Source organism: Methylobacterium sp. 142-1Y (genome assembly GCF_057747795.1).
In genome coordinates this window covers 4794147-4817722 of sequence record NZ_CM173224.1, presented here as the reverse complement: position 1 = coordinate 4817722, position 23576 = coordinate 4794147, and the positions used below count along the sequence as shown (strand labels likewise).

At 71.7% G+C, this 23576-nt stretch carries 29 protein-coding genes and 2 tRNA genes; 13 read left to right on the top strand and 18 right to left on the bottom strand.

What is annotated here, in order from left to right:
• Nucleotides 1–62: 62 nt before the first annotated feature.
• Nucleotides 63–1091, top strand: a complete 1029-nt coding sequence (locus AC3AOF_RS22105) for a YncE family protein (protein WP_488346495.1) — start codon at nucleotides 63–65, stop codon at nucleotides 1089–1091.
• Between the two features lie 134 nt (nucleotides 1092–1225).
• Here AC3AOF_RS22105 and AC3AOF_RS22100 read toward each other — a convergent pair whose 3' ends face one another.
• From AC3AOF_RS22100 to AC3AOF_RS22080, 5 genes are all read right to left on the bottom strand, one after another.
• Nucleotides 1226–2383, bottom strand: a complete 1158-nt coding sequence (locus tag AC3AOF_RS22100) for a hypothetical protein (protein ID WP_488346494.1) — start codon at nucleotides 2381–2383, stop codon at nucleotides 1226–1228.
• 137 nt (nucleotides 2384–2520) lie between these two features.
• Complete coding sequence (locus AC3AOF_RS22095) at nucleotides 2521–3789, bottom strand: DUF3095 domain-containing protein (RefSeq protein ID WP_488346493.1); 1269 nt, start codon at nucleotides 3787–3789, stop codon at nucleotides 2521–2523.
• Between the two features lie 55 nt (nucleotides 3790–3844).
• Nucleotides 3845–4102: a DUF2312 domain-containing protein gene (locus tag AC3AOF_RS22090; protein ID WP_236012505.1), complete on the bottom strand. Its 258-nt coding sequence runs from the start codon at nucleotides 4100–4102 to the stop codon at nucleotides 3845–3847.
• A gap of 592 nt (nucleotides 4103–4694) precedes the next feature.
• Nucleotides 4695–5000 carry a DUF1244 domain-containing protein gene (locus tag AC3AOF_RS22085; protein WP_488346492.1) on the bottom strand — a complete coding sequence of 102 codons (306 nt, stop codon included), beginning with the start codon at nucleotides 4998–5000 and terminating at the stop codon, nucleotides 4695–4697.
• Between the two features lie 55 nt (nucleotides 5001–5055).
• Entirely contained in the window at nucleotides 5056–5820 is a 765-nt protein-coding gene (locus tag AC3AOF_RS22080; protein ID WP_488346491.1) for an N-formylglutamate amidohydrolase, read from the bottom strand.
• Between the two features lie 201 nt (nucleotides 5821–6021).
• On the opposite strand from AC3AOF_RS22080, the gene AC3AOF_RS22075 reads away from it, so the two are divergent.
• From AC3AOF_RS22075 to AC3AOF_RS22065, 3 genes are all read left to right on the top strand, one after another.
• Entirely contained in the window at nucleotides 6022–6987 is a 966-nt protein-coding gene (locus AC3AOF_RS22075) for a DMT family transporter (RefSeq protein ID WP_488346490.1), read from the top strand.
• 73 nt (nucleotides 6988–7060) lie between these two features.
• On the top strand, nucleotides 7061–8356 hold the full coding sequence (locus AC3AOF_RS22070) for a glycerate kinase type-2 family protein (RefSeq protein WP_236988860.1): 1296 nt from the start codon (nucleotides 7061–7063) through the stop codon (nucleotides 8354–8356).
• On the top strand, nucleotides 8328–8786 hold the full coding sequence (locus AC3AOF_RS22065; protein ID WP_272913255.1) for a DUF1036 domain-containing protein: 459 nt from the start codon (nucleotides 8328–8330) through the stop codon (nucleotides 8784–8786). The genes AC3AOF_RS22070 and AC3AOF_RS22065 overlap by 29 nt, the downstream gene beginning before the upstream one ends.
• 286 nt (nucleotides 8787–9072) lie before the next feature.
• On the opposite strand, the gene AC3AOF_RS22060 is transcribed toward AC3AOF_RS22065, so the two are convergent.
• The 3 genes from AC3AOF_RS22060 to AC3AOF_RS22050 are packed head-to-tail and all read right to left on the bottom strand — an operon-like array spanning nucleotide 9073 to nucleotide 9906.
• Nucleotides 9073–9306, bottom strand: a complete 234-nt coding sequence (locus AC3AOF_RS22060) for a hypothetical protein (protein ID WP_236988861.1) — start codon at nucleotides 9304–9306, stop codon at nucleotides 9073–9075.
• Nucleotides 9307–9323: 17 nt separating this feature from the next.
• On the bottom strand, nucleotides 9324–9644 hold the full coding sequence (locus tag AC3AOF_RS22055) for a BrnA antitoxin family protein (protein WP_236988862.1): 321 nt from the start codon (nucleotides 9642–9644) through the stop codon (nucleotides 9324–9326).
• Entirely contained in the window at nucleotides 9622–9906 is a 285-nt protein-coding gene (locus AC3AOF_RS22050) for a BrnT family toxin (RefSeq protein WP_236988863.1), read from the bottom strand. Before AC3AOF_RS22050 ends, AC3AOF_RS22055 begins: the two co-directional genes overlap by 23 nt.
• 176 nt (nucleotides 9907–10082) lie before the next feature.
• Here AC3AOF_RS22050 and pyk point away from each other — a divergent pair, with 176 nt between their 5' ends.
• The 3 genes from pyk to AC3AOF_RS22035 all read left to right on the top strand — a co-directional run bounded on the left by pyk (nucleotide 10083) and on the right by AC3AOF_RS22035 (nucleotide 12213).
• Nucleotides 10083–11519 carry a pyruvate kinase gene (gene pyk / locus AC3AOF_RS22045; RefSeq protein WP_488346489.1) on the top strand — a complete coding sequence of 479 codons (1437 nt, stop codon included), beginning with the start codon at nucleotides 10083–10085 and terminating at the stop codon, nucleotides 11517–11519.
• A gap of 146 nt (nucleotides 11520–11665) precedes the next feature.
• Nucleotides 11666–11983: a hypothetical protein gene (locus AC3AOF_RS22040; RefSeq protein WP_488346488.1), complete on the top strand. Its 318-nt coding sequence runs from the start codon at nucleotides 11666–11668 to the stop codon at nucleotides 11981–11983.
• Entirely contained in the window at nucleotides 11980–12213 is a 234-nt protein-coding gene (locus AC3AOF_RS22035; RefSeq protein WP_236988866.1) for a hypothetical protein, read from the top strand. Before AC3AOF_RS22040 ends, AC3AOF_RS22035 begins: the two co-directional genes overlap by 4 nt.
• Here the strand turns inward: AC3AOF_RS22035 and AC3AOF_RS22030 are convergent.
• The 4 genes from AC3AOF_RS22030 to AC3AOF_RS22015 form a co-directional block, all read right to left on the bottom strand.
• Entirely contained in the window at nucleotides 12210–13199 is a 990-nt protein-coding gene (locus AC3AOF_RS22030) for an alpha/beta fold hydrolase (RefSeq protein ID WP_236988867.1), read from the bottom strand. The genes AC3AOF_RS22035 and AC3AOF_RS22030 overlap by 4 nt on opposite strands.
• 41 nt (nucleotides 13200–13240) lie before the next feature.
• Complete coding sequence (locus tag AC3AOF_RS22025) at nucleotides 13241–13846, bottom strand: tetratricopeptide repeat protein (protein WP_236988868.1); 606 nt, start codon at nucleotides 13844–13846, stop codon at nucleotides 13241–13243.
• A 79-nt stretch (nucleotides 13847–13925) separates the two neighbouring features.
• Nucleotides 13926–14051, bottom strand: coding sequence for a type B 50S ribosomal protein L36 (gene ykgO, locus AC3AOF_RS22020; RefSeq protein WP_012334921.1), 126 nt, complete (start codon nucleotides 14049–14051; stop codon nucleotides 13926–13928).
• 185 nt (nucleotides 14052–14236) lie between these two features.
• Entirely contained in the window at nucleotides 14237–14542 is a 306-nt protein-coding gene (locus tag AC3AOF_RS22015; protein ID WP_488346487.1) for a hypothetical protein, read from the bottom strand.
• A gap of 199 nt (nucleotides 14543–14741) precedes the next feature.
• On the opposite strand from AC3AOF_RS22015, the gene AC3AOF_RS22010 reads away from it, so the two are divergent.
• The 5 genes from AC3AOF_RS22010 (at nucleotide 14742) to AC3AOF_RS21990 (ending at nucleotide 20602) form a co-directional block, all read left to right on the top strand.
• On the top strand, nucleotides 14742–16274 hold the full coding sequence (locus AC3AOF_RS22010) for a phytoene desaturase family protein (protein ID WP_488346486.1): 1533 nt from the start codon (nucleotides 14742–14744) through the stop codon (nucleotides 16272–16274).
• 62 nt (nucleotides 16275–16336) lie between these two features.
• The gene (locus AC3AOF_RS22005) at nucleotides 16337–17083 is read left to right on the top strand and encodes a lysophospholipid acyltransferase family protein (RefSeq protein WP_488349034.1); all 747 of its coding nucleotides are present in this window, start codon (nucleotides 16337–16339) and stop codon (nucleotides 17081–17083) included.
• A gap of 44 nt (nucleotides 17084–17127) precedes the next feature.
• Nucleotides 17128–18219, top strand: a complete 1092-nt coding sequence (locus AC3AOF_RS22000) for a glycosyltransferase family 2 protein (RefSeq protein ID WP_488349033.1) — start codon at nucleotides 17128–17130, stop codon at nucleotides 18217–18219.
• A gap of 124 nt (nucleotides 18220–18343) precedes the next feature.
• Nucleotides 18344–19759: an amidase gene (locus AC3AOF_RS21995; protein WP_488346485.1), complete on the top strand. Its 1416-nt coding sequence runs from the start codon at nucleotides 18344–18346 to the stop codon at nucleotides 19757–19759.
• A gap of 327 nt (nucleotides 19760–20086) precedes the next feature.
• Entirely contained in the window at nucleotides 20087–20602 is a 516-nt protein-coding gene (locus tag AC3AOF_RS21990) for a hypothetical protein (protein ID WP_236988872.1), read from the top strand.
• Nucleotides 20603–20731: 129 nt separating this feature from the next.
• On the opposite strand, the gene AC3AOF_RS21985 is transcribed toward AC3AOF_RS21990, so the two are convergent.
• Genes AC3AOF_RS21985 through AC3AOF_RS21970 form a run of 4 tightly spaced genes read right to left on the bottom strand, consistent with a single transcriptional unit; the run spans nucleotide 20732 to nucleotide 22120 of the window.
• The gene (locus tag AC3AOF_RS21985; RefSeq protein WP_236988873.1) at nucleotides 20732–20959 is read right to left on the bottom strand and encodes a hypothetical protein; all 228 of its coding nucleotides are present in this window, start codon (nucleotides 20957–20959) and stop codon (nucleotides 20732–20734) included.
• Nucleotides 20960–20995: 36 nt separating this feature from the next.
• Nucleotides 20996–21466: a lysozyme inhibitor LprI family protein gene (locus AC3AOF_RS21980; protein WP_236988874.1), complete on the bottom strand. Its 471-nt coding sequence runs from the start codon at nucleotides 21464–21466 to the stop codon at nucleotides 20996–20998.
• Entirely contained in the window at nucleotides 21454–21600 is a 147-nt protein-coding gene (locus tag AC3AOF_RS21975; RefSeq protein ID WP_236988875.1) for a hypothetical protein, read from the bottom strand. The genes AC3AOF_RS21980 and AC3AOF_RS21975 overlap by 13 nt, the downstream gene beginning before the upstream one ends.
• A gap of 1 nt (nucleotide 21601) precedes the next feature.
• Nucleotides 21602–22120, bottom strand: a complete 519-nt coding sequence (locus AC3AOF_RS21970) for a Ros/MucR family transcriptional regulator (RefSeq protein ID WP_236988876.1) — start codon at nucleotides 22118–22120, stop codon at nucleotides 21602–21604.
• 476 nt (nucleotides 22121–22596) lie between these two features.
• On the opposite strand from AC3AOF_RS21970, the gene AC3AOF_RS21965 reads away from it, so the two are divergent.
• Nucleotides 22597–22670, top strand: a tRNA-Gln gene (locus tag AC3AOF_RS21965).
• 558 nt (nucleotides 22671–23228) lie between these two features.
• On the opposite strand, the gene AC3AOF_RS21960 is transcribed toward AC3AOF_RS21965, so the two are convergent.
• Entirely contained in the window at nucleotides 23229–23435 is a 207-nt protein-coding gene (locus AC3AOF_RS21960; RefSeq protein WP_236988877.1) for a hypothetical protein, read from the bottom strand.
• 38 nt (nucleotides 23436–23473) lie between these two features.
• Nucleotides 23474–23548, bottom strand: a tRNA-Val gene (locus AC3AOF_RS21955).
• Nucleotides 23549–23576: the final 28 nt, after the last annotated feature.

The following is a 23576-nucleotide window of genomic DNA, read 5'->3' as shown; positions in this document are numbered from 1 at the left end:
CGCGCACGGGGAGAACCCTTGCGTCACCTCCGGGTTGTGTCGGGGACGATCGAGGAACCGCCATGCCCCCCGCCATCGACCGCCGCACCTGCCTGTCCGGCCTCGCCGCCCTCGCCCTGACGGCGACCTCCGTCCGGGCACAGACCAGCCAAATCCAGGCCGGCCGTTCCGACACCCTCCTGGTGATGGAGAAGGGCGACCGCGCCTTGAGCTTCTACGAGCTCGCCAGCGGCCGGCGCACCGGCCGGGTCGAGCTGCCGGGAGAGTACCCGCACGAATTCGTCGTCGACCGGGCCGGGGCGCGCGCCTACGCGGCCCTCTACGGCGCCAAGTCCTCGACCACGCCGGGCCCGGGGGGACATGCCGTCTTCGTCGTCGATCTCGCCGCGCGGAGCCTCGCCCGTACGATCGACTGCGGGCCGTTCCGGCGCCTGCACGGGATCCGGCTCGACGCGAAGGACCGGCTGTTCGTGCTGAGCGAGGACCGCGACGTGCTCCTCGGCTTCGACGCGCCGGAGCGGGCCGAGCGGCCGGACCGGGCGGTGGCGACCGGCGGCCTCAAGGGCCACCTCTTCTCGCTGTCGCGGGACGGCGAGACGGCCTACGTCGCCAACATCCTGTCGAACACCGTGAGCCGGGTCAGGCCTTTCGCGCCGGCCGAGAGCCCGCGCCTCGCCGCGACCGGGCTGTGGCCGGAGGGCAACGCCCTCTCCCCCGACGAGGCCACGCTCTACGTCGCCAACCGCCGCAGCGCGACGCTGACCGCGCTCGCCGCCGAGGCGATGACGGTCGCCCGCTCCGTGCCGACGCGGGGGGATGTGGTGCGGGTCGATTGCGGGCCGGAGGGCGACCTGATCCTGGCGAACTACGCCGAGAAGAGCCTGTCGCTCCTCGATCCGGCGCTCAAGGAGATGGCGGTGGTGCCGCTCGGGGCCGCGCCGGTGGCGCTCGCCCGCCACCCGTCGAGCCCGCTGGCCTTCGCGGCCCTGGAGGACGACCGCATCGCGGTCGTCGACCTCGACGCGCGGCGCGTCCAGGGCACTCTCGCCACCGGACGCGAGCCGGACGTGATGGTGGTGCTGCCGGGATGACGGATGCGGGCCCCTGTCGGGGCCCGGATGGAGCATTTTCCGACGAAGCGGAAACCGGTCCGTCGTAGAAAATGCCGCAAACTCAAAGACCGGGAGTACTTCACGATCGCCGCGATCGTGAAGTACTCCCGACATCAGGCCGCCCGCATCGGCCGCTTCGGCGGCTCGAACACGGTGGCGTAGTGGGTGTGGCACCAGCGCTTGCCGGTGAGCACCCGGCAGCCGCAGACGCGCTTCGACTCGATCGCCGTGCCGTCGCCGTCGGCCCAGAGCGGGAAGGTGCAGTCGAGGAGGCCCGCCTTGAGGAACAGCACCCCGTCGCCGCCATCGGCCGCCGCCGCCGGCACCCGGCGGGACATCGGCAGCGCCACGATGCTGCCGCCCTCGGCCGTCTCGGCCATGGCGGGAGCGGCCATCACGGGCTCGGGAGCCGCCTGGACGACCGGGGCGACCGGACGGACAGGCGCCTCGACGGGGCGCGGCGGAGTCTGCACCCGGGGGGCCTCGGGCCTGGCTGCCACTGCCGGGGCGGCCTTCGGGGCGGGCGGCGCCTTGCGGGACGGCGCCGTGTTGGCGGCCAGGAACGCCCGGGTGGCCTCCTCGAGGGCGCGTGCGCTCATCACCGGCGCCTCGACGCGGGGTGCCGGCGGCGCGACCGCCGGCTTGGCGACCGGCTTCTCGGCGACCGGCTTCTCGGCGACCGGCTTCTGGACGGGCTTGGTGAAAGCTGCCGCCGGTTGGGCGACCGGCGCCGCCGCGGGCTTGGCGACCGGAGTCTTGGCGACCGGAGTCTTGGCGATCGGCGTCTTGGCGACCGGAGGCTTGGCCGGGGCCGCCTTGGTCACGACCTTGGTGGAGACGGGAGCGGCCTCCGCGGTCAGGATCCGGGAAGGCAGGATCCTGGGGGCCGCCTTGACGGGTTCGGCCTTGGCGGCCTCCGCTCTGGCAGGCTCGATCTTGGCAGGCTCCACCTTGGCGACGGCCTGGACCGGCTCTGCCCGCACGGGCTCGACCCAGGCGGCCTGCTCTACCCTGGCGGGGGCGGCAGGAACTGCCGCCGCCTTGACCTCCGGAGCCTTGATCTCCGGAGACTTCATTTCCGGAGACTTGGCCGCCGCGGCCTTCTCGGCCGCCTTGGCCTGCTGCCGCGCCAGGGCGGCCTGCGCGACACGGCCGATCACATCGGCGACCGTCGTGCCGATCGCGCCGGCGATCTCCGCCGGGTCACGTCCATCGATCCACAGCGCGACCGCCTTCTCGGTCGCCTCAGCCGTCCACACCGCGTCGTTCATTTCCAAGGGGGCTCTGTTCCAGTTCGAATCGGAAAGGCGGGATATACGGTGAGTCTGGTCACCAAGTCCCTTCTCTTGACGCAAGGGTGGGCTGCGACCGATCGCCAGCCTGCCCCGTTCGCGGCCACGCTCTCGCCTCAAACCGGCGTCCGGGCCGATTCGATGCCCGGATCCGCGCCAGCCGGGCGATGCGCGGCCTCTGTCTTCTCATCCGTGCGGTGCGCGGCCTGCTTCGCCTTCAACGCCTGCGCCGCCCGCGCGTAGCCGCCATCCTCGCCGTCGACGAAGTGGACGTGGTCGCGCAAGGCCGCGACCGGGGTGATGCAGGTGGTGAGCGCCGCGGCTTGGCGGTGCAGGCCGAACCGCACCAGCCCCGCCGCCTCGGCCGCCTCCAGCCGCGCCTCGATCCGCGCCGCGAGATCGGGCCCGCAATCGACGGTCATGCGCAGGCCGTCGTCGTATTTCCGGAAATCGGCATTCGCCACCAGTTCGTCGAGGTAGCGCGGGGCCGAGAAGCCGCCGACCCGCAGGCCGAAGCGGAAGATCAGGTGGGCGAGGATCGTCGCACCGAGGAGGTGGAGGCGCCGCAGCAGCAGGGAGCCCCACAGGGGCCCGCGCGCCCGCACCTCGTGGGAGAAGCCGGGCGGCGGCCAGCGTAAGCGCGGCCCGCCCGGCGGCAGGGGATGGCCGCGGGCCGGCGCCTCGGCCGCGAGCCGCACCACGTCGGCGATCGCCGCCCGCGCGGCGTCCCGGTCGGCGCCTTCGGCCGCCACCACCAGGATCGACAGGATCAGGCCGTGGCGCGCCCTCGCCGGCTCGAACCGGCAGGTCAGCCCGGTCAGATCCGGCTGCGTGCCCGCCGGCGCCGGGGCGACCGCGTAGCGCCCCTGCTTCAGGGCGCGCTCGGCGAAGGCGAGGCCGCCGCCCATGAACATCGCGTAGGCGACGTCCGGCGACGGCGCATAGCGCGCCACCTCGACCGCGTGCCCGGCCGCCCGGATCGCCGCCACCGGCACCAGGGCGGCGCGTAAGGACAGCCCCATCGCGTCGCGGGCCCAGGTCACGGTCGCGGCGAGCGCCTCTCGCGCCGCCGCTTCCTCCCCCGGCGCGACCAGCACGCTCGCCCCGTCGCCGCCGAACACGAAAGGCAAGTCTCGGGGCATCCCGCGCCGCCCCAGCGCGTTGCGCAGGGCCGCGATCACCGCCGCCCCGACGAAGTTCACCGCCCGGTACCGCCCCGCCGCGATGGCGCCGGTCGAATCGACCACGTCGGTGACCGCCACCCACCAGCCGTCCGGGACGGCGCAATAGTGTGCGTCCTCGAGGATACTGAGGAAGTCGGTCGCCGGAGTGAGGTCGGCGTAGCGGAAGCCGTCTGCGGGCTCCGGGGGCGTCGGTGTCTCCATCCCTGCCAAACGTTCGTCGATGCGGCGGCGTTTCCTTCAGGGACGCCGGGGGGCCTTAAGCCATCCCCAGCGCCTGCATGTACAGCTCCAGGATCGCCTCTTCCTCCTGGCGCTCCGAATGGTCCTTCTTGCGCAGGCGCAGGATGGTGCGGACCGCCTTCACGTCGAAGCCGCGGCCCTTGAGCTCGAGCATCACGTCCTTGATGTCGCCCTGGAGGCCGGCCTTCTCCTCCTCCAGGCGCTCGATGCGCTCGATGAACTGCTTGAGCTCCTCGGCGGCGACGCCCGACGAGGCGACGTCGGCGTCCGGCATGCTGTGCGCGTTCATTCACGGTCTCCTTGCCGATGGGTCTGTCGTGGCCGATGGGTCTGTCGTGCCGCCGGGGGCGGACGCGGCCATCAGGCACCCCAACCCACTGACGGATGGCGGCCTTCGCGGCGCGCCCTCCCGGATCTTGATAGATGCGCAACCTTACCGAGTTCTTGCGCGTCCGGATTCGGGGTGGTCCGATCCCGTCGGGATTCGTTCGCCAACCGCCCGGCGCGCGGCTGTTCGGCACGAGGAGGAGGCGCGGGTTTCCCCTCTCCCCGACAGATCCCGGGCTTGCCCGGGATCTGCAAGCGCTAGACGAAGTCGGGCCTGCCCGACTTCGTTGCGGGGAGAGGCCTGAGCTCCGAAGGGGCTCAGGAAGCCCGCGCAGCGAACCGCAGGTTCGCCGCGGGGGAGAGGGGGGTGTTTCCGCAGGAGCCTCACGCGTCGAGACCCCCTCACCCTCGCTCCGGCTTTCGCCTCCGCTCGCCGTGTTCCCTGAACGGGAACGCAGCCCTCTCCCCGCCCGCGGGGAGAGGAGAGAACCCACGCCACATCTTTCCCCGGACGGCCCTGCCCCGCGCGGGCGGACCCCTCAATGCGTCTTCGCCCGCGCCGCGAAGGCGGCCGCCTGCTCGGGCGTCGCTTCGTTCTGGTGGCGCGCCTTCCACGCGTCGTAGGGCATGCCGTAGACGTGCTCGCGGCTCTGGTCCTTCGTGAGAGGCAGGCCGCGGGCGTCGGCCGCGTCCTTGAGCCAGTTCGACAGGCAGTTCCGGCAGAACCCGGCGAGGTTCATCAGGTCGATGTTCTGCACGTCGGTGCGCCCCTGGAGGTGCGACACCAGGCGGCGGAAGACCGCGGCCTCGAGTTCGGTGCGGGTTTTTTCGTCGATGCCGTCCATCGAAAAATTCCTCAGATCCAGTGCAAACGGGAAGTCGGGGCGCGCGCCCGTCCGGTCAAGCGCGGGCGACCAACGGCCCCAGCAGGGCGGCGAATCGCCCGGCCCAGTCCTCGGCCCCGGCCGCGTCGCCGATCAGGTCCTGGCGGATCTCGATGAGCGCGTTGGGCAGGCCCCGGGCGATGGCGTGCCGGTCGATCGTGTCGCCGGGCAGGCCGCCGCCATAGGGCTGGTTGTCGCCGACCGTGAACCCGGCCGGGTCCGCCCGGAGGCCGGCGATCAGCGGCCCGGCGAGGCGGTCGTCCCGGTCCCACAGGATGCCGACCTGCCAGGGCCGCGCGACCCCGCGCCAGGCCGGGGTGAAGCTGTGCACGGTCACGATGGCGGGCGGCGCGCCCGCGGCGAGAGCGGCGGTGACGGCCGCGTCGATCGCCCGGTCGTAGGGGTCGTAGAAGCGGGCGAGCCGCTCGGCGACGCCGTCGGGCCCGATCCGGGCGTTGCCCGGCACGATCGCCCCGTCCGAGAGGCGCATCACCAGGGTCGGGTCGGTGCGGCCGCGATTGGGATCGATGATCAGCCGGGAGAAGGTGGTGAGGAGCGCCGGCGCCCCGAGCCGCCGGGCGAGCGCGCGGGTCACCGAAGCCGCCCCGATGTCGTAGGCGATATGCCGCTCGAAATGGGGTGCGGCGACGCCGAGGTTGTCGAGGTCCGGCGGCACCGCGTTCGAGGCGTGGTCGCACAGGAGGAGGAGCCCGCAGGCCGGATCGCCGGGAATCGTCTCGACGGGCTGGGGCGGGTGGCGGAGCGAAGGGGCGGTGGTCATCGGGCGATCGGTCTTTTGGGGGGAGTGGCGGCGGCGGCGTGGCGGGTATCGAGGGCGGCGGCGGGATCCGGCCGCCCTCCATACCCAAATGGCGGGGCGGCCTCCATCGGCGCGAACCGGTGACGCCGGGCGCGACATGCCATAGTGACGGACACGCCCGACAGATTTCCGCACCGGGAGCGCCCCGCGCAAGGCCCGCCGATGTCCCGCACTCCCCTGCCTGACCTCGCCGCAGGCTCCTCCCTCGGCCCATCGGCCGATGCCCAAGCCGGCCCTGTTACGACCGGTCTCGGTCCGGCCTTCGCCGCCCTCGTCCTCGGCGCGCTGGCGATGGGCCTGTCGCCGGTGCTGGTGCGGTTCGTCAGCCCCGAAATCGGGCCCTTCGCCAGCGCGTTCTGGCGCGTCGCCCTGGCCCTGCCGGCGCTCTACGGCTGGATGCGCTGGGAGGAGGCGCGGGCGCCGCGCTTACGCCGCGCCCTCACGCCCTCGGTGCTGCTCGCCGGCCTCGCCTTCTCGGGCGACCTGCTGTTCTGGCACCTCGCCATCCTGGGCACGACGGTCGCCAACGCCACCTTCTTCGCCACCACCGCACCGGTCTTCGTGGTGCTGTTCTCCTGGATCGGCCTCAGCCGCCGGCCCGCCGGGCGCACGCTCGCGGGCCTCCTCGTCTGCCTTCTCGGCGGCGCCACCCTGGTCGGGCAGTCGGTGCAGGTCGATCCCACGCGCCTTTCCGGCGACCGGGACGGAGTGATCACCGCATTCTTCTTCGCCCTCTACTTCCTGACCGTGGAGCGCGCCCGGGCCCGGGGCCTGGGGGCCGCCCGCGTCACCTTCGTGGCCTCCTGCGTCACCGCCCTGGTGCTGCTCGGCGCGGTCGCCTGGCTCGAGACCCGGCCGGTGCTGCCGCGATCCTGGACCGCCGCCGCCGGGCTCCTGGCGCTCGCCCTCGTCAGCCATGCCGGCGGCCAGGGCCTGCTCGCGGTGGCGCTCGGGCGCCTGCCCGCGAGCTTCTCCTCCCTGGTGATCTTCCTGGAGGCGGTGGCCGCCGCGATCCTCGCCTGGATCCTCCTCGGCGAGGCCCTGGGACCCCTCCAGGTGCTCGGCGGCGGCCTGATCCTGGCCGGCATCGCCGTCGCCCGCCCCCGGCGTTCCGGCCCGGCGATCTAGCTCTAACAAATTGGAACGAGACCGGCACGAAGCCGGTCCGAAGCGTGACCATACCCTTGAGAGGAGCCGCCTCGTGACCGATGCCCCCGTTGCGGAGACCCGCGCCCTGCTGCTGCGCCTGCTCGATGCGGGCGTCACCGCCGCCCATCCGCGCGGCTGCCTGGTGCCGCACCTGCCCCCGGTGCCGGCCGGACGGCTGGTGATCCTCGGCGCCGGCAAGGCCGGGGCGAGCATGGCGGCTTTGGCCGAGCGGCATTACCGGGCGCACGGGGTCGATCCGTCCCGCATCGCAGGACTGGCGGTGGCCCGCCACGGCTACGGCGAGCCGGCCGGGGTGATCGAGGTGGTGGAGGCCGGCCACCCGGTGCCGGACCAGGCCGGCATCGCGGCGACGCAACGCGCGCTCGATCTCGCGGCCTCGGCCGGCCCCGACGACCTCGTGCTGGTGCTCCTCTCCGGCGGCGGCTCAGCCAACTGGATCGCCCCGGCCGGCGCCCTGACGCTGCCCGAGAAGCAGGGCATCACCCGGGCGATGCTGCGCTCGGGCGCGGCGATCGACGAGATCAACTGCGTGCGCAAGCACCTCTCGCGCATCAAGGGCGGGCGCCTGGCCCAGGCCGCGCACCGGGCCGGCCGGATCCTGACGCTCGCCATCTCCGACGTGCCCCGGGACGATCCCGCGGTGATCGCGTCGGGCCCGACGGTGCCGGACCCGACCACGCTGGCCGATGCCCGGGCGATCTGCGCGCGGCGCGGCATTCCCCTGCCGGCTTCCGCCGAGGCGCTGCTGAACGATCCGGCCAACGAGAGCCCGAAGGCCGGCGATCCGGCCTTCGCCCGCAGCGAGTTCCGCATCATCGCCCGGCCGGTCGACGCCATCGAGGCCGCCGCGGCGGCGGCGCAAAAAGCCGGCTACGAGCCGGTGCTGCTCGGGGCCGATCTCGAGGGCGAGGCCCGCGAGGTCGCAGCGGCCCATGCCGCCCTCGCCCGCGAGATGGCGGCTGCGGGCCGCAAGGTGGCGCTGATCTCCGGCGGTGAACTGACCGTGACGATCCGCGGCGAGGGCCAGGGCGGGCCGAACCAGGAATACGCGCTGGCGCTGGCCCTCGCCCTCGACGGCGCCCCCGGGATCTCGGCGCTGTCGGCCGATACCGACGGCACCGATGGCGGCCGCGGCGAGGCCACCGACCCGGCCGGCGCGACGATCGATCCCACGACGCTCGCCCGTGCGGCGGCGGCGGGGCTCGACGCGGGGGCGAGCTTGGGAGAGAACGACTCGACCCCGTTCTTCGACCGGATCGGCGACCTCGTCCGGCCCGGGCCCACCCGCACCAACGTCAATGACCTCCGCATCATCCTGGTTGGCTGACTTCCTCTCCCCCCGCCGCGCCGCCCTGCTCTCGCTCCCGCTCCTCGCCCTGCTCGGGGCCGGGCCGGCGCGGGCGGACCTGCGGATGTGCAACATGACCGGCAGCCGCATCGGCATCGCGCTCGGCTACCGGGATTCCGGCGGCTGGGTGACGGAGGGCTGGTGGAACCTGTCCGCCAAGGGCTGCGAGACCCTGCTCAAGGGCGCGCTCGCCGCCCGCTTCTACTACGTCTTCGCGGTCGATTACGACCGCGGCGGCGAGTGGAGCGGCCGTTCCCTGATGTGTACCCGCGACCGCGAGTTCACCATCCGGGGCGTCGAGGATTGCCTGGCCCGCGGCTACGACCGCAACGGCTTCTTCGAGGTCGATACGGGCGAGCAGAAGAGCTGGACGATCCAGCTGACGGATCCGGGACGGGCGGGGCCGTGAGGCGGGCCGGACGAGGGGATTTCAGGGCCGGTTGACCGGCCCCGGGACGGGTGCGGACCGTCGGTGCGCTGTCTGATCGCGTGAACCGCCACGCGCATCAATCACTTCGAGAAGGAGTGTTCCCCGCAGGCGCGGGGATGAACTGTCCGGCACCTGGCGCCGAGAAGGTTGTTCTATCGGTCGGTCGATCCGGATCGCGTCTCACGCTCGTTGAGGCGCATTGCGCCGTAGCCCATGGCAAGGACGACGAAGGGCAGCACCACGTAGGCGTAAATCCAGAGTCCCGTCACTTCAGCCTCCCGAGCGTCCGTCGCGCCATCGCGTGCAGCCCACCAGCGACCACCAGCCAGAAGAGGCTCCCGATTGCGAGGATGATACCATGGGCGCCGGCGGCCGTCGCTCCCACCCCATATAGGGAGGCGACGATCGGTCCGACGACGCCCACCGTCACGCATGCCGTCGATGCCCGATCCAGGGCGTTCGCCGTCAGGTTCGTGCGCTCGTTGTCGATCAGACTCATTCGTCGTCCGGTTGATGTCAGATGCGATTTGCAGCCCGCAACGTCCGCGCCGCCTCCGCCAGCACCTCGTTCATCCGGGTCTGCCAGCCCGGCCCCGTCGCCTTGAAGGCCTCGATCACGTCCGGGTCGAGCCGCAGGCTCACGAGCTGCTTGGGGCGCTCGGCGCGCGGCCGGCCGCCGCGGCTCGGGAGGGCCGCGTAGACCTCGGGAGGAAGGGCGTCCCGGGCGGGACGCAGCTGAGACAGTTCCTCATCCGTCAGTTCGGGAGAATCGACGGCATCCCAGTCCTCTTGCGTGTAAGTGGGCGGATTCGCGTCAGCCTTCGAGGCGGCGGGCATAAGCGTTCCTTTCCTTCGGGCTCGCAGCGCGCAGGCTCACGAGGGACAAAGCCTCGCTGCCGAGCGGTGACACAACGGCGAGGACGATGATCTCGTCGTTCCAGCGACCAATGAGGTTGAAGCGGGGCCTTCCTGTTTCACTCGGCCGCGTCGGGGCCTCCATCGCGCTCTCACGGTCGAAACAGCGCTCGAAATCGGCGAAGTCATAGCCATGCTTCGCGAGGTTCGCCTGACGCTTCGGCTCGTCGAACACGATCGTCATGGTTTTTGTATCTACAAAAATCGGGTTGGACAAGAGACCACAAGGGTACTCGGGCCATCCTATCCCGTCACTCGCGATTGGCGCTTGGCCCCAAAACGCCAATTGACCCCGGCCCGCCAACCGGCTTTCCGTACGGTCCATCCTCCCCCATCGCTTGACCCCCGGACGACACCCCCATGAAGCGCGCCCGCCGCACCAAGATCGTCGCGACCCTTGGCCCGGCCTCCGAGGATCCGGCGGTGATCGAGGCGCTGTTCGCCGCCGGTGCCGACGTGTTCCGCATCAACATGAGCCACCTGCCCCGCGAGCGGCTGAGCGAGCGGGTGGCGACGATCCGGGGCATCGAGCAGAAGCTGAAGCGGCCGATCGCCGTGCTGGTCGATCTCCAGGGCCCGAAGCTCCGGGTCGGCCGCTTCGCCGCCGACGCGGCGGTGATCGAGAACGGCCAGAGCTTCGTCCTCGACGACGATCCGACGCCTGGCGACGCGACCCGGGTCCACCTGCCCCACCCCGAAATCCTCTCGGCCCTGGAGCCCGGCCACGCGGTGATCGTCGATGACGGCAAGCTGCGCCTCGTCGTCACCGAGGTCTCGCCCGGCCGGGCGGTGACCCGGGTGGTGACCGGCGGAAAAATCTCGAACCGCAAGGGCGTGTCGCTCCCCGACACCACGATCCCTGTGGCTGCGATGACCGAGAAGGACCGCCTCGACCTGGAGGCCGGCCTCGCCGCCGGGGCCGACTGGATCGCGGTGTCGTTCGTGCAGCGCCCGGAGGACGTGGTCGAGGTCAAGGCGGTGGCGCAAGGGAAGGCCCTGGTGATGGCCAAGATCGAGAAGCCGCAAGCCGTGGCCGCCCTCGACGCGATCATGGCGGTGGCCGACGGGCTGATGGTCGCCCGCGGCGATCTCGGGGTCGAGATGCCGCTGGAGCAGGTGCCGGGCGTGCAGAAGCGCATCACCCGCGGCGCGCGCCGCCTCGGCAAGCCGGTGGTGGTGGCGACGCAAATGCTCGAATCGATGATCTCCGCCCCGGTGCCGACCCGGGCCGAGGTCTCGGACGTGGCGACCGCGGTCTACGAGGGGGCGGACGCCGTGATGCTCTCGGCCGAGAGCGCGTCGGGGGATTTCCCGGTCGAGGCGGTCTCGACCATGAACCGCATCGCCGAGCAGGTCGAGCAGGACGGGATCTACTGGTCGATCATCGCGGCCCAGCGCAACCAGCCGGAATCGACCGCCTCCGACGCCATCGCGGCGGCGGCCCACCAGATCGCCGACACGCTCGGGCTCAAGGCCGTGATGGCCTGGACCGCCTCCGGCTCGACGGCGCTCAGGCTCGCCCGCGCCCGCCCCGACGCCACGGTGATCGCGCTTACCCCGAAGCGCGAGACGGCGCGGCGCCTCGCGCTGGCCTGGGGCACCCACCCGATCGTCACCAACGACGCCAGCGACATCGACGACATGTCGTTCCGCGCCTGCAAGTTCGCGGTGCGGGAGAATTTCGCAGGGATCGGCGACCGGGTTATCGTGGTGGCGGGCCTGCCCTTCGGCACGCCGGGGGCGACGAACCTCGTGCGGATCGCGACCGTGACGCCGGAGCATGCCGCCAAGGCGTGAGCCGGCTGCAAGGCCGACCCTGAATCCGCGGCGCTAGGCCGCGGACCTTAACCCGATGTTCTGCTTAATGAAAATCCGTTATGGCTTGACTTGTGAATTATTCACTGGATGCGGGAGAATGAGGGCGCTAGCGTGAAGGCATGTTCATGAACCGAATAGCGCCCAACGATCCCAGCCGACGGTTCTTCAAGGTGGTCGTCTGCTTCGAGCGGCGGCCTGACGGGGGGTTGCGGGCCTGGAGCGAGGACGTTCCGGAGTTCGTCTTGTCTCATAAGACCATCGATGCGCTGCTGGCCGACATCAAGCCTGCGCTTGAGGTCATCCTGTCAGCCAAATTCGGCGAAGATATTCTTGCGGAGCCGCTCGTCGATTTGCGGGAAGCGCTCGAGGAACGTGGAATCATCGAAAAACGTGCCGAGATGCCCTTGAGTTGGGAATATGTGGCGCATTATGCTCAAGCATGATCCGCTCGCCTTGGCTCGAACGCTCCGAATGGGAAGCCAAACTTCGGAGGAACGGCTGCGAGCCTCTTCCCGGCAAGGGGCGGCTCAACACTGCGGAATGGTGGTGCCGCCCCAGCAAGGGGCCGCCCTTCACGGTTCCGGTCGAGGAGGACGGGCGCAGCGACTTCCGGGCGATCCAGCGGATCTGCGATGCCTTTCGCGATGTGCCGCGTCTGCCACTGGATGATTAGTTCTCCACTCTCTCCCGCGCCGCCAAGGCCTCGATCTCCGCCACCACCGTATCGGCGGCGATGTATTGGAGCATGTGGCCCACGCCCGGCAGCACCACGAGCTTCGCACCGGGCACCTCGCGGGCGAGCGCCCGCGCATGCACGTCGGTCTTCACCACCGGGTCGATATCGCCCGCGATGATGACGGTCGGGGCGGTGATCTCCGGATAGCGCGGGCTCTGCCGCTCCAGGAAGGCGTAGAGCCCGTCGAGATCGCGAAGATTCGCCCCGAAGGTCGAGGGGCGCAGGATCAGCGGCACCCGCGCGCCGTCGAGATAGCCCTTCGGCAGCCCTTGCGGGCGAAACACCACCTCGGCGAAGCGGTCGAGATACGTGAAGCCCAGCGGCGCCGCGACCGTGTAGGTGGCGAGCGTGAGGAGCATCCGCCCGGGGAGCGAGCGGTACCAGCCGGCATATCCCCCAACCGAGCCGCCCGGCCAGGGATGGCTCACCGGCGCCAGCAGTGCCAGGCCGGCGACCCGCTCCGGGTGATCGAGGGCAAGCGCGGTGGCGAGCGCGCCGGACCAGGAATGGCCGACGATCAGGGCGGGGCCGACCTTCATCGCCGCCAGCGCCTCGCCGATCAACCGGGCCTGCACCGCCGGCGAGGCGGCGTCCGGGGTGATGCGGTCGCTGTAGCCGAAGCCGGGCCGGTCGAAGGAGAGTACCCGGAACCCGTCGCCGGCGAGCCGACGGCCGATCGCCTGCATCGGGTCCATGGCGTTGGCCGAGGCCCCGTGCAGGAGCACGACGGTGCCGCGGCTCGGGGCGCCCTCGCCCGGGCCGGCCTCGATCACCGCGAGGTGCCCGCTCTCCACCGCCACGCGCCGGCCCGCCGGGGGATAGCGCGCCTCGACCACCAGGGTGATGATCCAGGTCGCCAGCAGGCCCACGGCGACGAGCGCCAGCACGAATCCGGCCGTGAGGCCGGCGATCAGGGTCAGCACGCGGGAAATCCGTTGTCGAAGCCGGCGCGGAGGCCGGCCGGTCACAGGTCGCGGCCGTCGACGTCGGGGGCGAGGCGCTCGATCGCCTCGTGGACCTTGCCCATGCGGGGATAGATCGCCTCGGCGCGGCGGAAGGCGGCGAGCGCGCGGGCCTTGTCGTCGCTCGCCATGTAGATATGGGCGAGGGCCGCCCAGGCCTCGAAGTGGCGCGGCTCCAGGGTCAGGGTCTTGTGCAGGTCGGCGAGCGCGCTCGCCTGGTCCTCGAGCAGGTAGAAGGCGGTGGCGCGCCGGCTCCAGCCCTCGGCCCAAGCAGGCTCCAGCACGGTCACCCGGTCGAGGAGCTCGACGGCGAGGGGATAGTCCTTGGCCTGCATCGCCTCCGCGGCGCGGCTCGCCAGGAGGTCGACGGTGTCGCTGCCGGAGCGGTCGAGGCGGCGCTCGATCAGCTGGGCGACGCCGCGGGCCTCGGCATCGTCCTTGGCCGCCTTGAGCCGCGCGTAGAGGTCGTCGAGGGTGACGGGCGGGCGCGGCGCTTCTTTCGGCGCATCCTTCGGGGCCGCGGCCACCGGCACGGTCGCCAGAACGACGAAAGCCGGCGCTCCGAGGAGGCCGGCCATCATGCAGATCGGAAGGGAGAGACGGCGCATGCCGGCACTGTCCGGCGCCGGCGCGATCCCGTCAACGCGATGGCTTGCCGCGGCTTGGCGCCGGCAAACCCCACGCCCTTTAGCCCTGGCGGGCCTTGTAGCGCTTCTGGGTCTTGTTGATGACGTAGACCCGGCCCTTGCGGCGCACGAGCTGGTTGTCACGGTGCCGGCCGCGGAGCGACTTCAGCGAGTTGCGGATCTTCATCGGTCTGGTCTCACGTCGGTGCGCCGGAACGCCCGGGCGCGGATGGGGAAACGGGCTCGCGGCATCCGCCCGAAAAGACGAACGCCGACGCCGGGCGATGCGGAGCACCGCCCGTGCGGAGGCGCGTGACTTACCCGGCGGGGGCCTGAAAAGTCAACCGGACCGGGGCGAAAACGTCGCGGCTTTCAGGGCCGGGCGAAGGGCGCGTCCGGGGTCGCGGCCGGCGAGCCGGGGGCCAGCGGTTCGTCGTCGCCGATCACGCTGGTGGTGCCGCCGGGCGGTCCGTCCCAGCCGACGACGCCCATCGGGTTGCTCGGCGTGACGTTCGGGTTCGGCATGAGCGGCCGGACGCTGCCGGTCACCAGCGGGTCGACCGGTGCCGCGCGCGGGCTCACGGTGATGTCGAGGGCCTCCTGAGCGAAAGCCGGGCCGGCGAGGCCGAGGAGGCCGACGCTCAGGAGGCCGATGCGGGCGAGGGTCGTCGTTTTCATGGGGCTGTCTCCGGGATGTCTCCGTCGTGGCGGCGACGTCGTGCTCTGCGGAATCAAATCCCAGGAGATGGGACCGGGTTCCTGACCCCGACGGCATGCCTGCGGCGCGGCAACATGGACCGGGTCCGACGCGTTGACCGATCCCGGCACGGGCCTAGCTTGTCCGAAACGGGCGCTTCGCCCGCTCGGGAGGGGCGTGATGGCGGGGTCCTCGGTCGCGGTGGTCGGCGGCGGGTTGGGCGGTCTGGCGGCGGCCTGCGTGGCCGCCGCGCGGGGGCACGACGTCACCCTCTACGACAAGAATGCGTGGATCGGCGGCAAGGCCGCGGTGCTGCACGAAGGCGGCTTCCGCTTCGACATGGGGCCGACCATCCTGACGGTGCCCCGCGTGCTGGAGCGGATTTTCGCCGAATCCGGCCGCTCGGTGCACGACTACATGGACCTGCGCCGGCTCGATCCGCAATGGCGCTGCTTCTTCGACGACGGCAGCCGCATCGACCTGATGGAGAACGTCTCGGCGATGGCGGCCGAGATGGACCGCTTCGCCCCGGGCCAGAAGGCCGGCGAGGGTTACAAGCGCTTCCTGGCGCTCTCCGAGCACCTGCACGGCGTTTCCGAAAAGTTCTTTTTCTGGAAGCCGGTGCAGGACCTGTTCGACACGATCGACATCCGCGCCAACCTCAATCCCGGCACCCTGCGCGACGTGCTGTCCTTACGCATGCACGCCTCGGTCGCCGGCACCATCCGGGGCAAGGTGCGGGATGCCCGCCTCGCCCAGATGCTCGACCACTTCGTGCAATATGTCGGCTCCTCGCCCTACGGCGCGCCGGCGGTGCTCTGCGCCATCGCCCATATGCAGACCGCGGACGGGGTCTGGTACCCGATGGGCGGCACGCGGGCGGTGGCCGAGGGGCTGATGAAGCTCGCCGGCGATCTCGGCGCCACCCTCAAGGCCCACAGCGAGGTCGAGGGCGTCGCCATCGAGAACGGCGCGGTGAAGGGCGTGCGGGTCGGCGGGAGCGTGGTGCCCTACGATCGTGTCATCTCCAACATGGACGCGGTGCGGACCTACCGCGAGCTGGTCGGCGGCGAGGTCGGGCGCGCTTACGAGAAGCGCAGCTTCGAGCCGGCCTGCTCGGGCGTGGTGCTCTATCTCGGCCTGAACAAGCGCTACGACCACCTCGCCCACCACGATTTCGTGTTCTCGCGCGACCCCGAGGAGGAGTTCGACGCGATCTACCGCAAGGGCGAGCCGGCCCCGGACCCGACCGCCTATCTCGCTGCGCCCAGCATCACCGACCACTCTGTGGCGCCCGAGGGCGGCGAGGCGCTCTACGTGCTGGTCCACACGCCTTACTTGCGCCCGCACCACGACTGGTCGCAGATGCTGCCGGCCTACCGGCAGAAGATCCTCGACAAGCTGAAGCGCACCGCCGGCATGCCGGACATCGAGGACCGCATCGTCGTCGAGCGCCACCTGACCCCGGCGGACATCCATTCGCGCTACAAGGTGCTCAACGGCGCGATCTATGGGCTGGCCTCCCACGGCCGGATCATGGGGGCGTTCAAGCCCGGCAACCGCTCGCGGGAGGTGCAGGGCCTCTACCTCGCCGGCGGCGCCGCCCATCCGGGGCCCGGCATGCCGATGGTGATGATGTCGGGCTGGATCGCCGCCGATGCCCTCGACCAGGACGCCCGCGGCGGCGGCGAGGCCCTGAAGGCCGCCTCGTGAGCGGGAAACGGGTCCTGCCGTCGGACCCGGTCGCGGCCCGCTCCCCAGCCATCTGGCGCTTCATGGGCGTGTATTTCGCCCGCTACGTGAGGCGCCACCTCAACGCGCTCCGGCTGGCGCAGTGGGGCCAGCCCCCGGCCGCGCCGCAGGCCGGCCCGGTGGTGGTCTACTGCAACCACCCGGCCTGGTGGGACGCCGCCGTCATCATCCTGCTCGCGCAGCGCTTCTTCCCCGCAGCCGAGAGCTACGCGCCGTTCGACGCCGCGATGCTCGCCCGCTACCGCATCTTCTCCCGCATGGGCGCCTTCGGGGTCGACCTCGAGTCGCCCCGCGGTGCCGCGTCGTTCATGGCCGCCTCGCGAAACATCCTCGCCCGGCCGGGCCGGGTGATGTGGATCACCGCGCAAGGCCGCTTCAGCGACGTGCGCGAGCGGCCCCTCGGCCTGCGCCCCGGCGTCGCGCGGCTGGCCGAATTGGCGCCCGACGCCCTGTTCGTGCCGCTCGCCCTCGATTACGCCTTCTGGGAGGAGCGCGGGGCGGAGGCCTGCGCCGCCTTCGGGCCGGGGATCGCGGCCCGCGACCTCCTCGCCCTGCCCCGCCCGGACCGCCTCGCCCGCCTGGAGGCCGACCTGACCGCGACCCTCGACCGTCTCGGTGCCGACGTGCGCAGCCGCGATCCCGCCCGCTTCACCTCCCTGCTCGACGGGCAGCGCGGGGTCGGCGGCGTCTACGACTTGTGGCACCGGCTGACGGCGGCGCTCACCGGGCGCCGCTTCGTCGCCGGTCACCGCGCGGGCCGGGCGCCGTGACCGTGCTGACGCTCCTCGCGCTGGCCCTGGCGCTGCTGCCGGCCATGCTCGCGCTCGCCAACCTGCTGGCCCTGCGCAAGACGCCCGGTCGGAAGTCCGGCGGGAAGCCCGGGATGCCCGCGCCCGGCGGCCCGGTGTCTATCCTGATCCCGGCCCGCAACGAGGCCGGCAATATCGGCCCGACCCTGGCGGCGGCCTTGGCCAGCACCGGCGTGCCGATCGAGGTCATCGTCGCCGACGATCATTCGACCGACGGGACGGCAACGATCGTCGAGGAGGTCGCTGCCCGCGACCCCCGCCTGCGCTTGGTCCAGGTGCCGCCCCTCCCCTCGGGCTGGACCGGCAAGAACCACGCCTGCCACGTCCTCGGGCAAGCCGCGACCGGGCGCCACCTGCTGTTCATCGATGCCGACGTGCGGCTCAGCCCCCACGGCGCCGCGTCCCTGGCGAGGGCGGCCGCGGCGGCCGGCGCGGCTCTGGTCAGCGGCGTGCCCCGGCAGGTCACCGGCTCCCTCGGCGAGCGCCTGACCGTGCCGATGATCAACTTCCTGCTGCTCGGCTACCTGCCGATCCCGCTGATGCGCACGCTGCGCGATCCCGCCCTCGGTGCCGCCTGCGGCCAGCTGGTGCTGGTGGAGGCGGACGCCTATCGCCGGGTCGGCGGCCATGGGGCGATCCGAGCGAGCCTGCATGACGGCGTGCGCCTGCCCCGGATCTTCCGCCAAGCCGGCCTCGCCACCGACCTCGTGGCGGCCGCCGACCTCGCGACCTGCCGGATGTACACGGATTTCCGCCAATGCTGGGCCGGCTTCTCGAAGAACGCCCATGAGGGCCTGGCGACGCCCCGCGCCCTGCCGGTCTGGACGCTGCTGTTAGGGGGCGGTCACGTCCTGCCCCTGGTCCTCGTCGTCGCCGCGCTCCTCGGTGCCGGCAGCCTGCCCGTCGCCGGGGCAGCCCTCGCCCTCTCCCTGTTCACGCGGGCGGCGATCACGCTCGCCACCCGCGAAGACCCCTGGACGATCCCGCTCCATCCCTTCACCGTGGCGTTGGCGCTGGCCTTGCAATGGAACGCGCTCCTGCGCCCGGCCCGGGCCGGGGTCGCCACCTGGAAGGGGCGCACCTATCCGGCCGGGTGATACGGCGTCCGGAAGATTCCTTCCGGACGCCGTATCACCAGCCCGCGCGGCGCCTGAGCGAAGCCGGTTTCCACATCGCGAAGCGATCAATCCGGAAACCGTATGAGTCGATGAGGGAGAGAGCATGACCGAGATCCGCGACCTCGACGGCACCGCGACATCGGCCGCCTACCGCGACCGCACCCTCTCGCCCCGCGAGGCGGTGGCCGATGCGCTCGCGCGCATCGACCGGTTCGGCCCGGACCTCGACGCCTTCGTGCTGGTCGACCGCGATCGCGCGATGGAAGCGGCCGCCGCCTCCGAGGCGCGCTGGGCGCGTGGTGAGCCGCTCGGCCCCCTCGACGGCATCACCTTCACGGTGAAGGACAACATCGCCTGGGCCGGTCACCCGATGCGCCGCGGCTCGCTCACCACCACCGACACGCCCGCCGCCGAGAACGCCCCGATCGTCGACCGGCTGCTGGAGGCTGGTGCCATCCCGCTCGCCAAGACCACGATGCCGGAATTCGGCTGGAAGGGCCTCGGCGACTCGACCCATACCGGCTCGACCCGCAACCCCTGGGATACGCGGACCACCACCGGCGGCTCCTCGGCCGGGGCCGCGGCCGCGGCGGCGCTCAATCTCGGCCTCCTCCATATCGGCACCGACGGGGCGGGCTCGATCCGCATCCCGGCCGCCTTCTGCGGCATCTACGGGCTCAAGCCCAGCTTCGGCCGGGTGCCGGCCTTCCCACCCTCGCCCTTCGGGCCGGTGGCGCATCTCGGCCCGATGACCCGGGGCGTGCGCGATTCCGCCCTGATGATGCAGGCGATCGCCCGGCCCGATTCCCGCGACATGGCGGCGTCGCTTGCCGAGCCGCCGGACTATCTCGCCGGCCTGGAGGACGGGGTGCGCGGCCTGCGCGTCGCCTGGAGCCCCCGACTCGGCTTTGCCGCCACCGTCGATCCCGAGGTGGCCCGTCTGACCGAGGCGGCGGCCAAGCGCTTCGCCGACCTCGGCGCGATCGTGGAAGAGGCCGATCCGGGCTTCTCCGATCCGGTCGAGACCCTGAACGGGATCTGGCTCGTCGGCGCCTGGTGCGTGCTGCGGGCGATCCCGGAGGAGAAACGCGGCCTCGTCGAGCCGGCCCTGAGGGCTGCGGCCGAGCGCGGGCGCGAGATCGCGGCGCCCGACTTCGTCGCCGCCCTCAACGCCCGCGGCGCGCTGTTCACCGCCATGGCGCGGTTCCACCGGAGCTACGACCTGCTCCTGACGCCGTCGCTCGCCACCCCCGCCTTCACGGCCGGCAACCTGACGCCGCCCGACGGACGCTTCGGCGACGACTGGCTGAACTGGACGCCGTTCTCCTACCCCTTCAACCTCACCGGCCAGCCGGCCGCGACCGTGCCTTGCGGGCCGACGGAGACCGGGCTGCCGGTCGGCTTGCAGATCGTCGGCCCGATGGGCGCCGATGCCCGGGTGCTCTCGGCCTCTCGCGCTTACGAGGCGGCCTATCCCTGGCCGGTCCTGGCCGCGCCGCGGGTGACGCATCGCGCGTGAGGGGATCGTCGCGGCCGGTCCCGTCCGGGACGGCCGCCGGCGACGTGACGGGAGCAGCGCTCGATCGCACTGCAATCGAGCGCTGCTCCAGGCCGTTAATCTTGCAACATTGTCTACGCCGAACCGGTGTCCGCTTCGTCGGAAGATGCCCGAGGTGGCCGTACCGGCGGGCCGTCCCCGTCGCGCCTGCGTGCCGTTCAGGTCGAAACGGCCATGTCACGAAGCCGCGAGCGATGCGCGCAGGCTCCACCGGCTCCGAACCGCCCCTGTTCGCCGGCGTTGTTCGACCCTGAGGAAACTCTTCCTTCGCAATCAGGAGATGGTGCCATGAGGCATCTCGTTCTCGCATCCGCGCTCGCTGCCGGTGCCCTCGCCCTGTCCACGGCCGGGGCCGATGCCCGCGGCTTCGGGGGCGGCGGCTTCCGGGGCGGCGGTTTCGGTGGGGGCGGCTTCCACGGTGGTGGCTTCCATGGCGGCGGCCTCGGCGGGGCCGGGTTCCGAGGCGGCGGTTTCGGCGGCGGCTTCCGGGGGGCGGGCCTCGGCGGAGGCTATCGCGGCGTCGGTGTCGGCGGGTACCGGGGCGGCTATGGCGGGTACCGTAGCGCCGGCTTCGGCGCCTATCGGGGTGGCTATGGCGGCTACGGTTATCGCGGGGGCTACGGGCGCGGCCTCGGATACGGCCTCGCCGGGGTCGGCCTCGGCCTCGGGCTCGGCTACGGCCTGTCCAGCGTCGGATATGATGGCGGCTACGGCGGCTATGGCGGCACTTACGGCGGCTGCGGTCCCTATGCCTATTTCGACGACGTCTACGGGACCTGCGTCTCGTACGGTTACGGCTACTGACGCGGGACGCGGCCTCTCCGCGTCATGAGGAGGCCGGGCGCATGGGCCCGGCCAGCATCCGGGGGAAGATCCCCGGCCGCCGCATCCGGGCCGGGATCGGCCTTTCTGCGAAGCACTTCGTTGCACCCGTCAGGGCGCCAGGATGATCTCTGCGAGCGCCAGGGCCTTGGCCAGGGCGGCCTCCGTCTTCGGAGTCGGCGGGGCCGGGACCTGGGCTTCGCGCCGCAGCGCCGCCAGCACGGCATCCCGCGCGTGCGGGTCCCGCTCCGCCCGCTCGCGCAGGAGGGCGGCGACGATCAACTCAAGGGCACCCAGGCGCGCCTCGACGTCGTCCTCGAACGTGAGCGGCGCGCTCATCGGCCCTCCCGGCGCTTCCTTCGCTGACTCACGGTATCATTCCCGCAACTCGTCGATCCGTGCCGCGAGGAGCCGGATCTTGCACGACGAGGCGAGCTGTCCCGCCGCCGAGCCGCCATGATAGTCGAAATCGTAGAGACTGTCGCAGTGGCGCCGGGCATACTCCTCCCAGGCGCCTTGCGCGGCGAGAAAGGCCTTGCGCCAGTTCTCCGCATCCTCGCGGCCGGCGAGGCTGCCGGGGCTCGGCGCCCGTGTGGCGACCGCCGCGATCGTGGCGAGCTTGCGCTCCACCAGGGTCCCGAGCCGCCCGCGCAGCGTCGTGACGGCCTCCTCCAGGCACGCGCCCTTCCGGTATTCCGGCAGATCCTTGCCGGTACAGGCCCGGATCGCCGCCGCCGCGGAGACCGGCTTGTCCGCGGGGGCGGCCGCCGGAACCGCCGCGGCAGGGACGGCCGCGAGGACGAGCGCGAGGCCCGCCGCGCACAGGTCGGGCTTCATCCGAGCCATGGCCCCAGCCAGTCGCCGCCGGCCAGCGCGATGCCGAGCGCCGCGATCGCCGCTCCGGTCAGGAGCAGCAGCACCTGCTCGCGCGACGGCCGGCGGCGTCCGCGCGCATGCCGCCAGGGATTGACCAGTTCCATCCTACTCGGCCGCAGCTTTGCGCGCGCGGCGGCGCGGGGCGGGCTTCTCCTCCGGGGCCTCGGGCAAGGCGGGGGGCGGCGCCTCGGCCGCTTCCTGAGGCACTGCGGCGTCCCGCCGGCGCTGCCCGAGGCCGAGGCTCTTGGCCAGGGCCGAGCGCTGGGCGGCGTAGCTCGCCGCGACCATCGGGTAATCGTGCGGCAGGCCGAATTTCTGCCGGTAATCCGCCGGCGTCAGGCCCTGCGACGTGAGATGGCGCTTGAGCGAGCGGTAGGACTTGCCGTCCAGGAAACTGATCAGGTGGTCGGGCGTGACCGACTTGCGGATTTGCGCCGGGGTCGCCCTTATCTCCTCGACCGCCGGCGCTGCCGGCTGGCCGAGCGCCGCCAGCGAGGCGTGCACCGACGCGATCAGTGCCGGCAATTCCGCTGCCTGAAGATTGTTGTTCGCGACATAGGACGAGACGATGTCGGCCGCGAGGCCGACGAACTCAGACTGCTGCTCCAGGTTGACGTCCGACACGAGGTTCCATCCCGATCTGAGCAACCCGGTTCGTTCCGAGTCGTCCAGGCATATCGGACAAAGCGCGCCGCCATCAAGTGCAACCATGCGATCTTCAAGGAAAACCTGTGTATCGCGGGCGAGGTGTGGTTTCGTCCGACCGGTCTTCTCCCTGCCGTCGCCGGTTGCACCGCGAGTCACGTGCCGCACGGCCGGCCTGTTGCACCGCCTCCGCCCCACATCAGCCTTCCCGTCCTGACAAGGAGACCGGCACGGCCGGGCGCCGGCGCGCCGAAACCTTTCCGGCAATCGCCCCGGCATGGTCTGATCCCCCACGGCTGGCATCCGACCCTGCGTCCTCCACCCTTTCGCGATCGCCCTGCAAGAAGGCCTTGACCGGTTCGGCGAACCAGCCTATCAGCACCGCACCCGAGGCGGTGACGCGCCACCCTGGACAGACGGAGCTCTCCTCTGGTCCACGGCGCTCAATACCTCGATGGGGGATAGTTTAACGGTAGAACAGCGGACTCTGACTCCGTTAGTCGTGGTTCGAATCCACGTCCCCCAGCCAACCGTTTTGCCCGTCAAGTCGATGACTTGGCGGGTTTTTTCTTGCGTGCGGCCGTCACGGGCGGGTCTTGCAATGGTGGCTGCCCGTCATGTGATGGGCGCCGCAGCGCGGACCGGACGATTGTGCCTTACGCCGGGGTCGTGGTTCCCTCCGTCGTCGGACGCGGCCACGAGGATCGCCGTGCCGTCCGGGGTCGGCGGTTCGACATGGTCGACGGACGCTCGCTGGATATGAATATATTCCTTGGATGAGCGGTCGCCGGGAGTGAGCGGTCCTTGAGGTTCCGGGCCGGAGGACAGTGCCGTCCTTGGCTCGCCCCGAGTCTTGTTGACCGGCGTGGAGCGGTGCGATGCGCGGCCTCGCCGCATGCCTTGTCGGCAGCCGGCCCGGTCCGTGTGAGAGCGAGGCGTTCGACGATCGCTCCGGCAGCGTCCCGCATCCATGCCGGCCGACGTAAGTCTCACGTCGGCCTCGGCGCGGATGCAGGGCGCGGGAGCCCCGCCGACGAGGCGGATGGACGGGCGGGAGCGGGTGAGTGCTCGGCGTGACCGCGGGCCGTCAGCCCACGGCCGCGCGCAGCGAGCGGGCGCAAGCCGAAAGGATCGCCCGTGCCGTGTCCGGATCATCGTCCTGCAGCACGGCTTCGAGGGTGCCGACGGTCTCGGCCAGCAGCTTTTCGCCGTCGGCGACGCCCTGCTTGTGCAGCGCGACCGCGAGCGCGGTGGCCAGGGTGGCGAAGGCGACGCCCACATCCTGATCGGTCATGGGGGGCATCCGAATCTGGCGAAGGAGAAGGGGGATGATGGTGGGCGCGACAGGGATCGAACCTGTGACCCCTACGATGTCAACGTAGTGCTCTCCCGCTGAGCTACGCGCCCATCAACCGGCTTGGCGACGCATGACGCA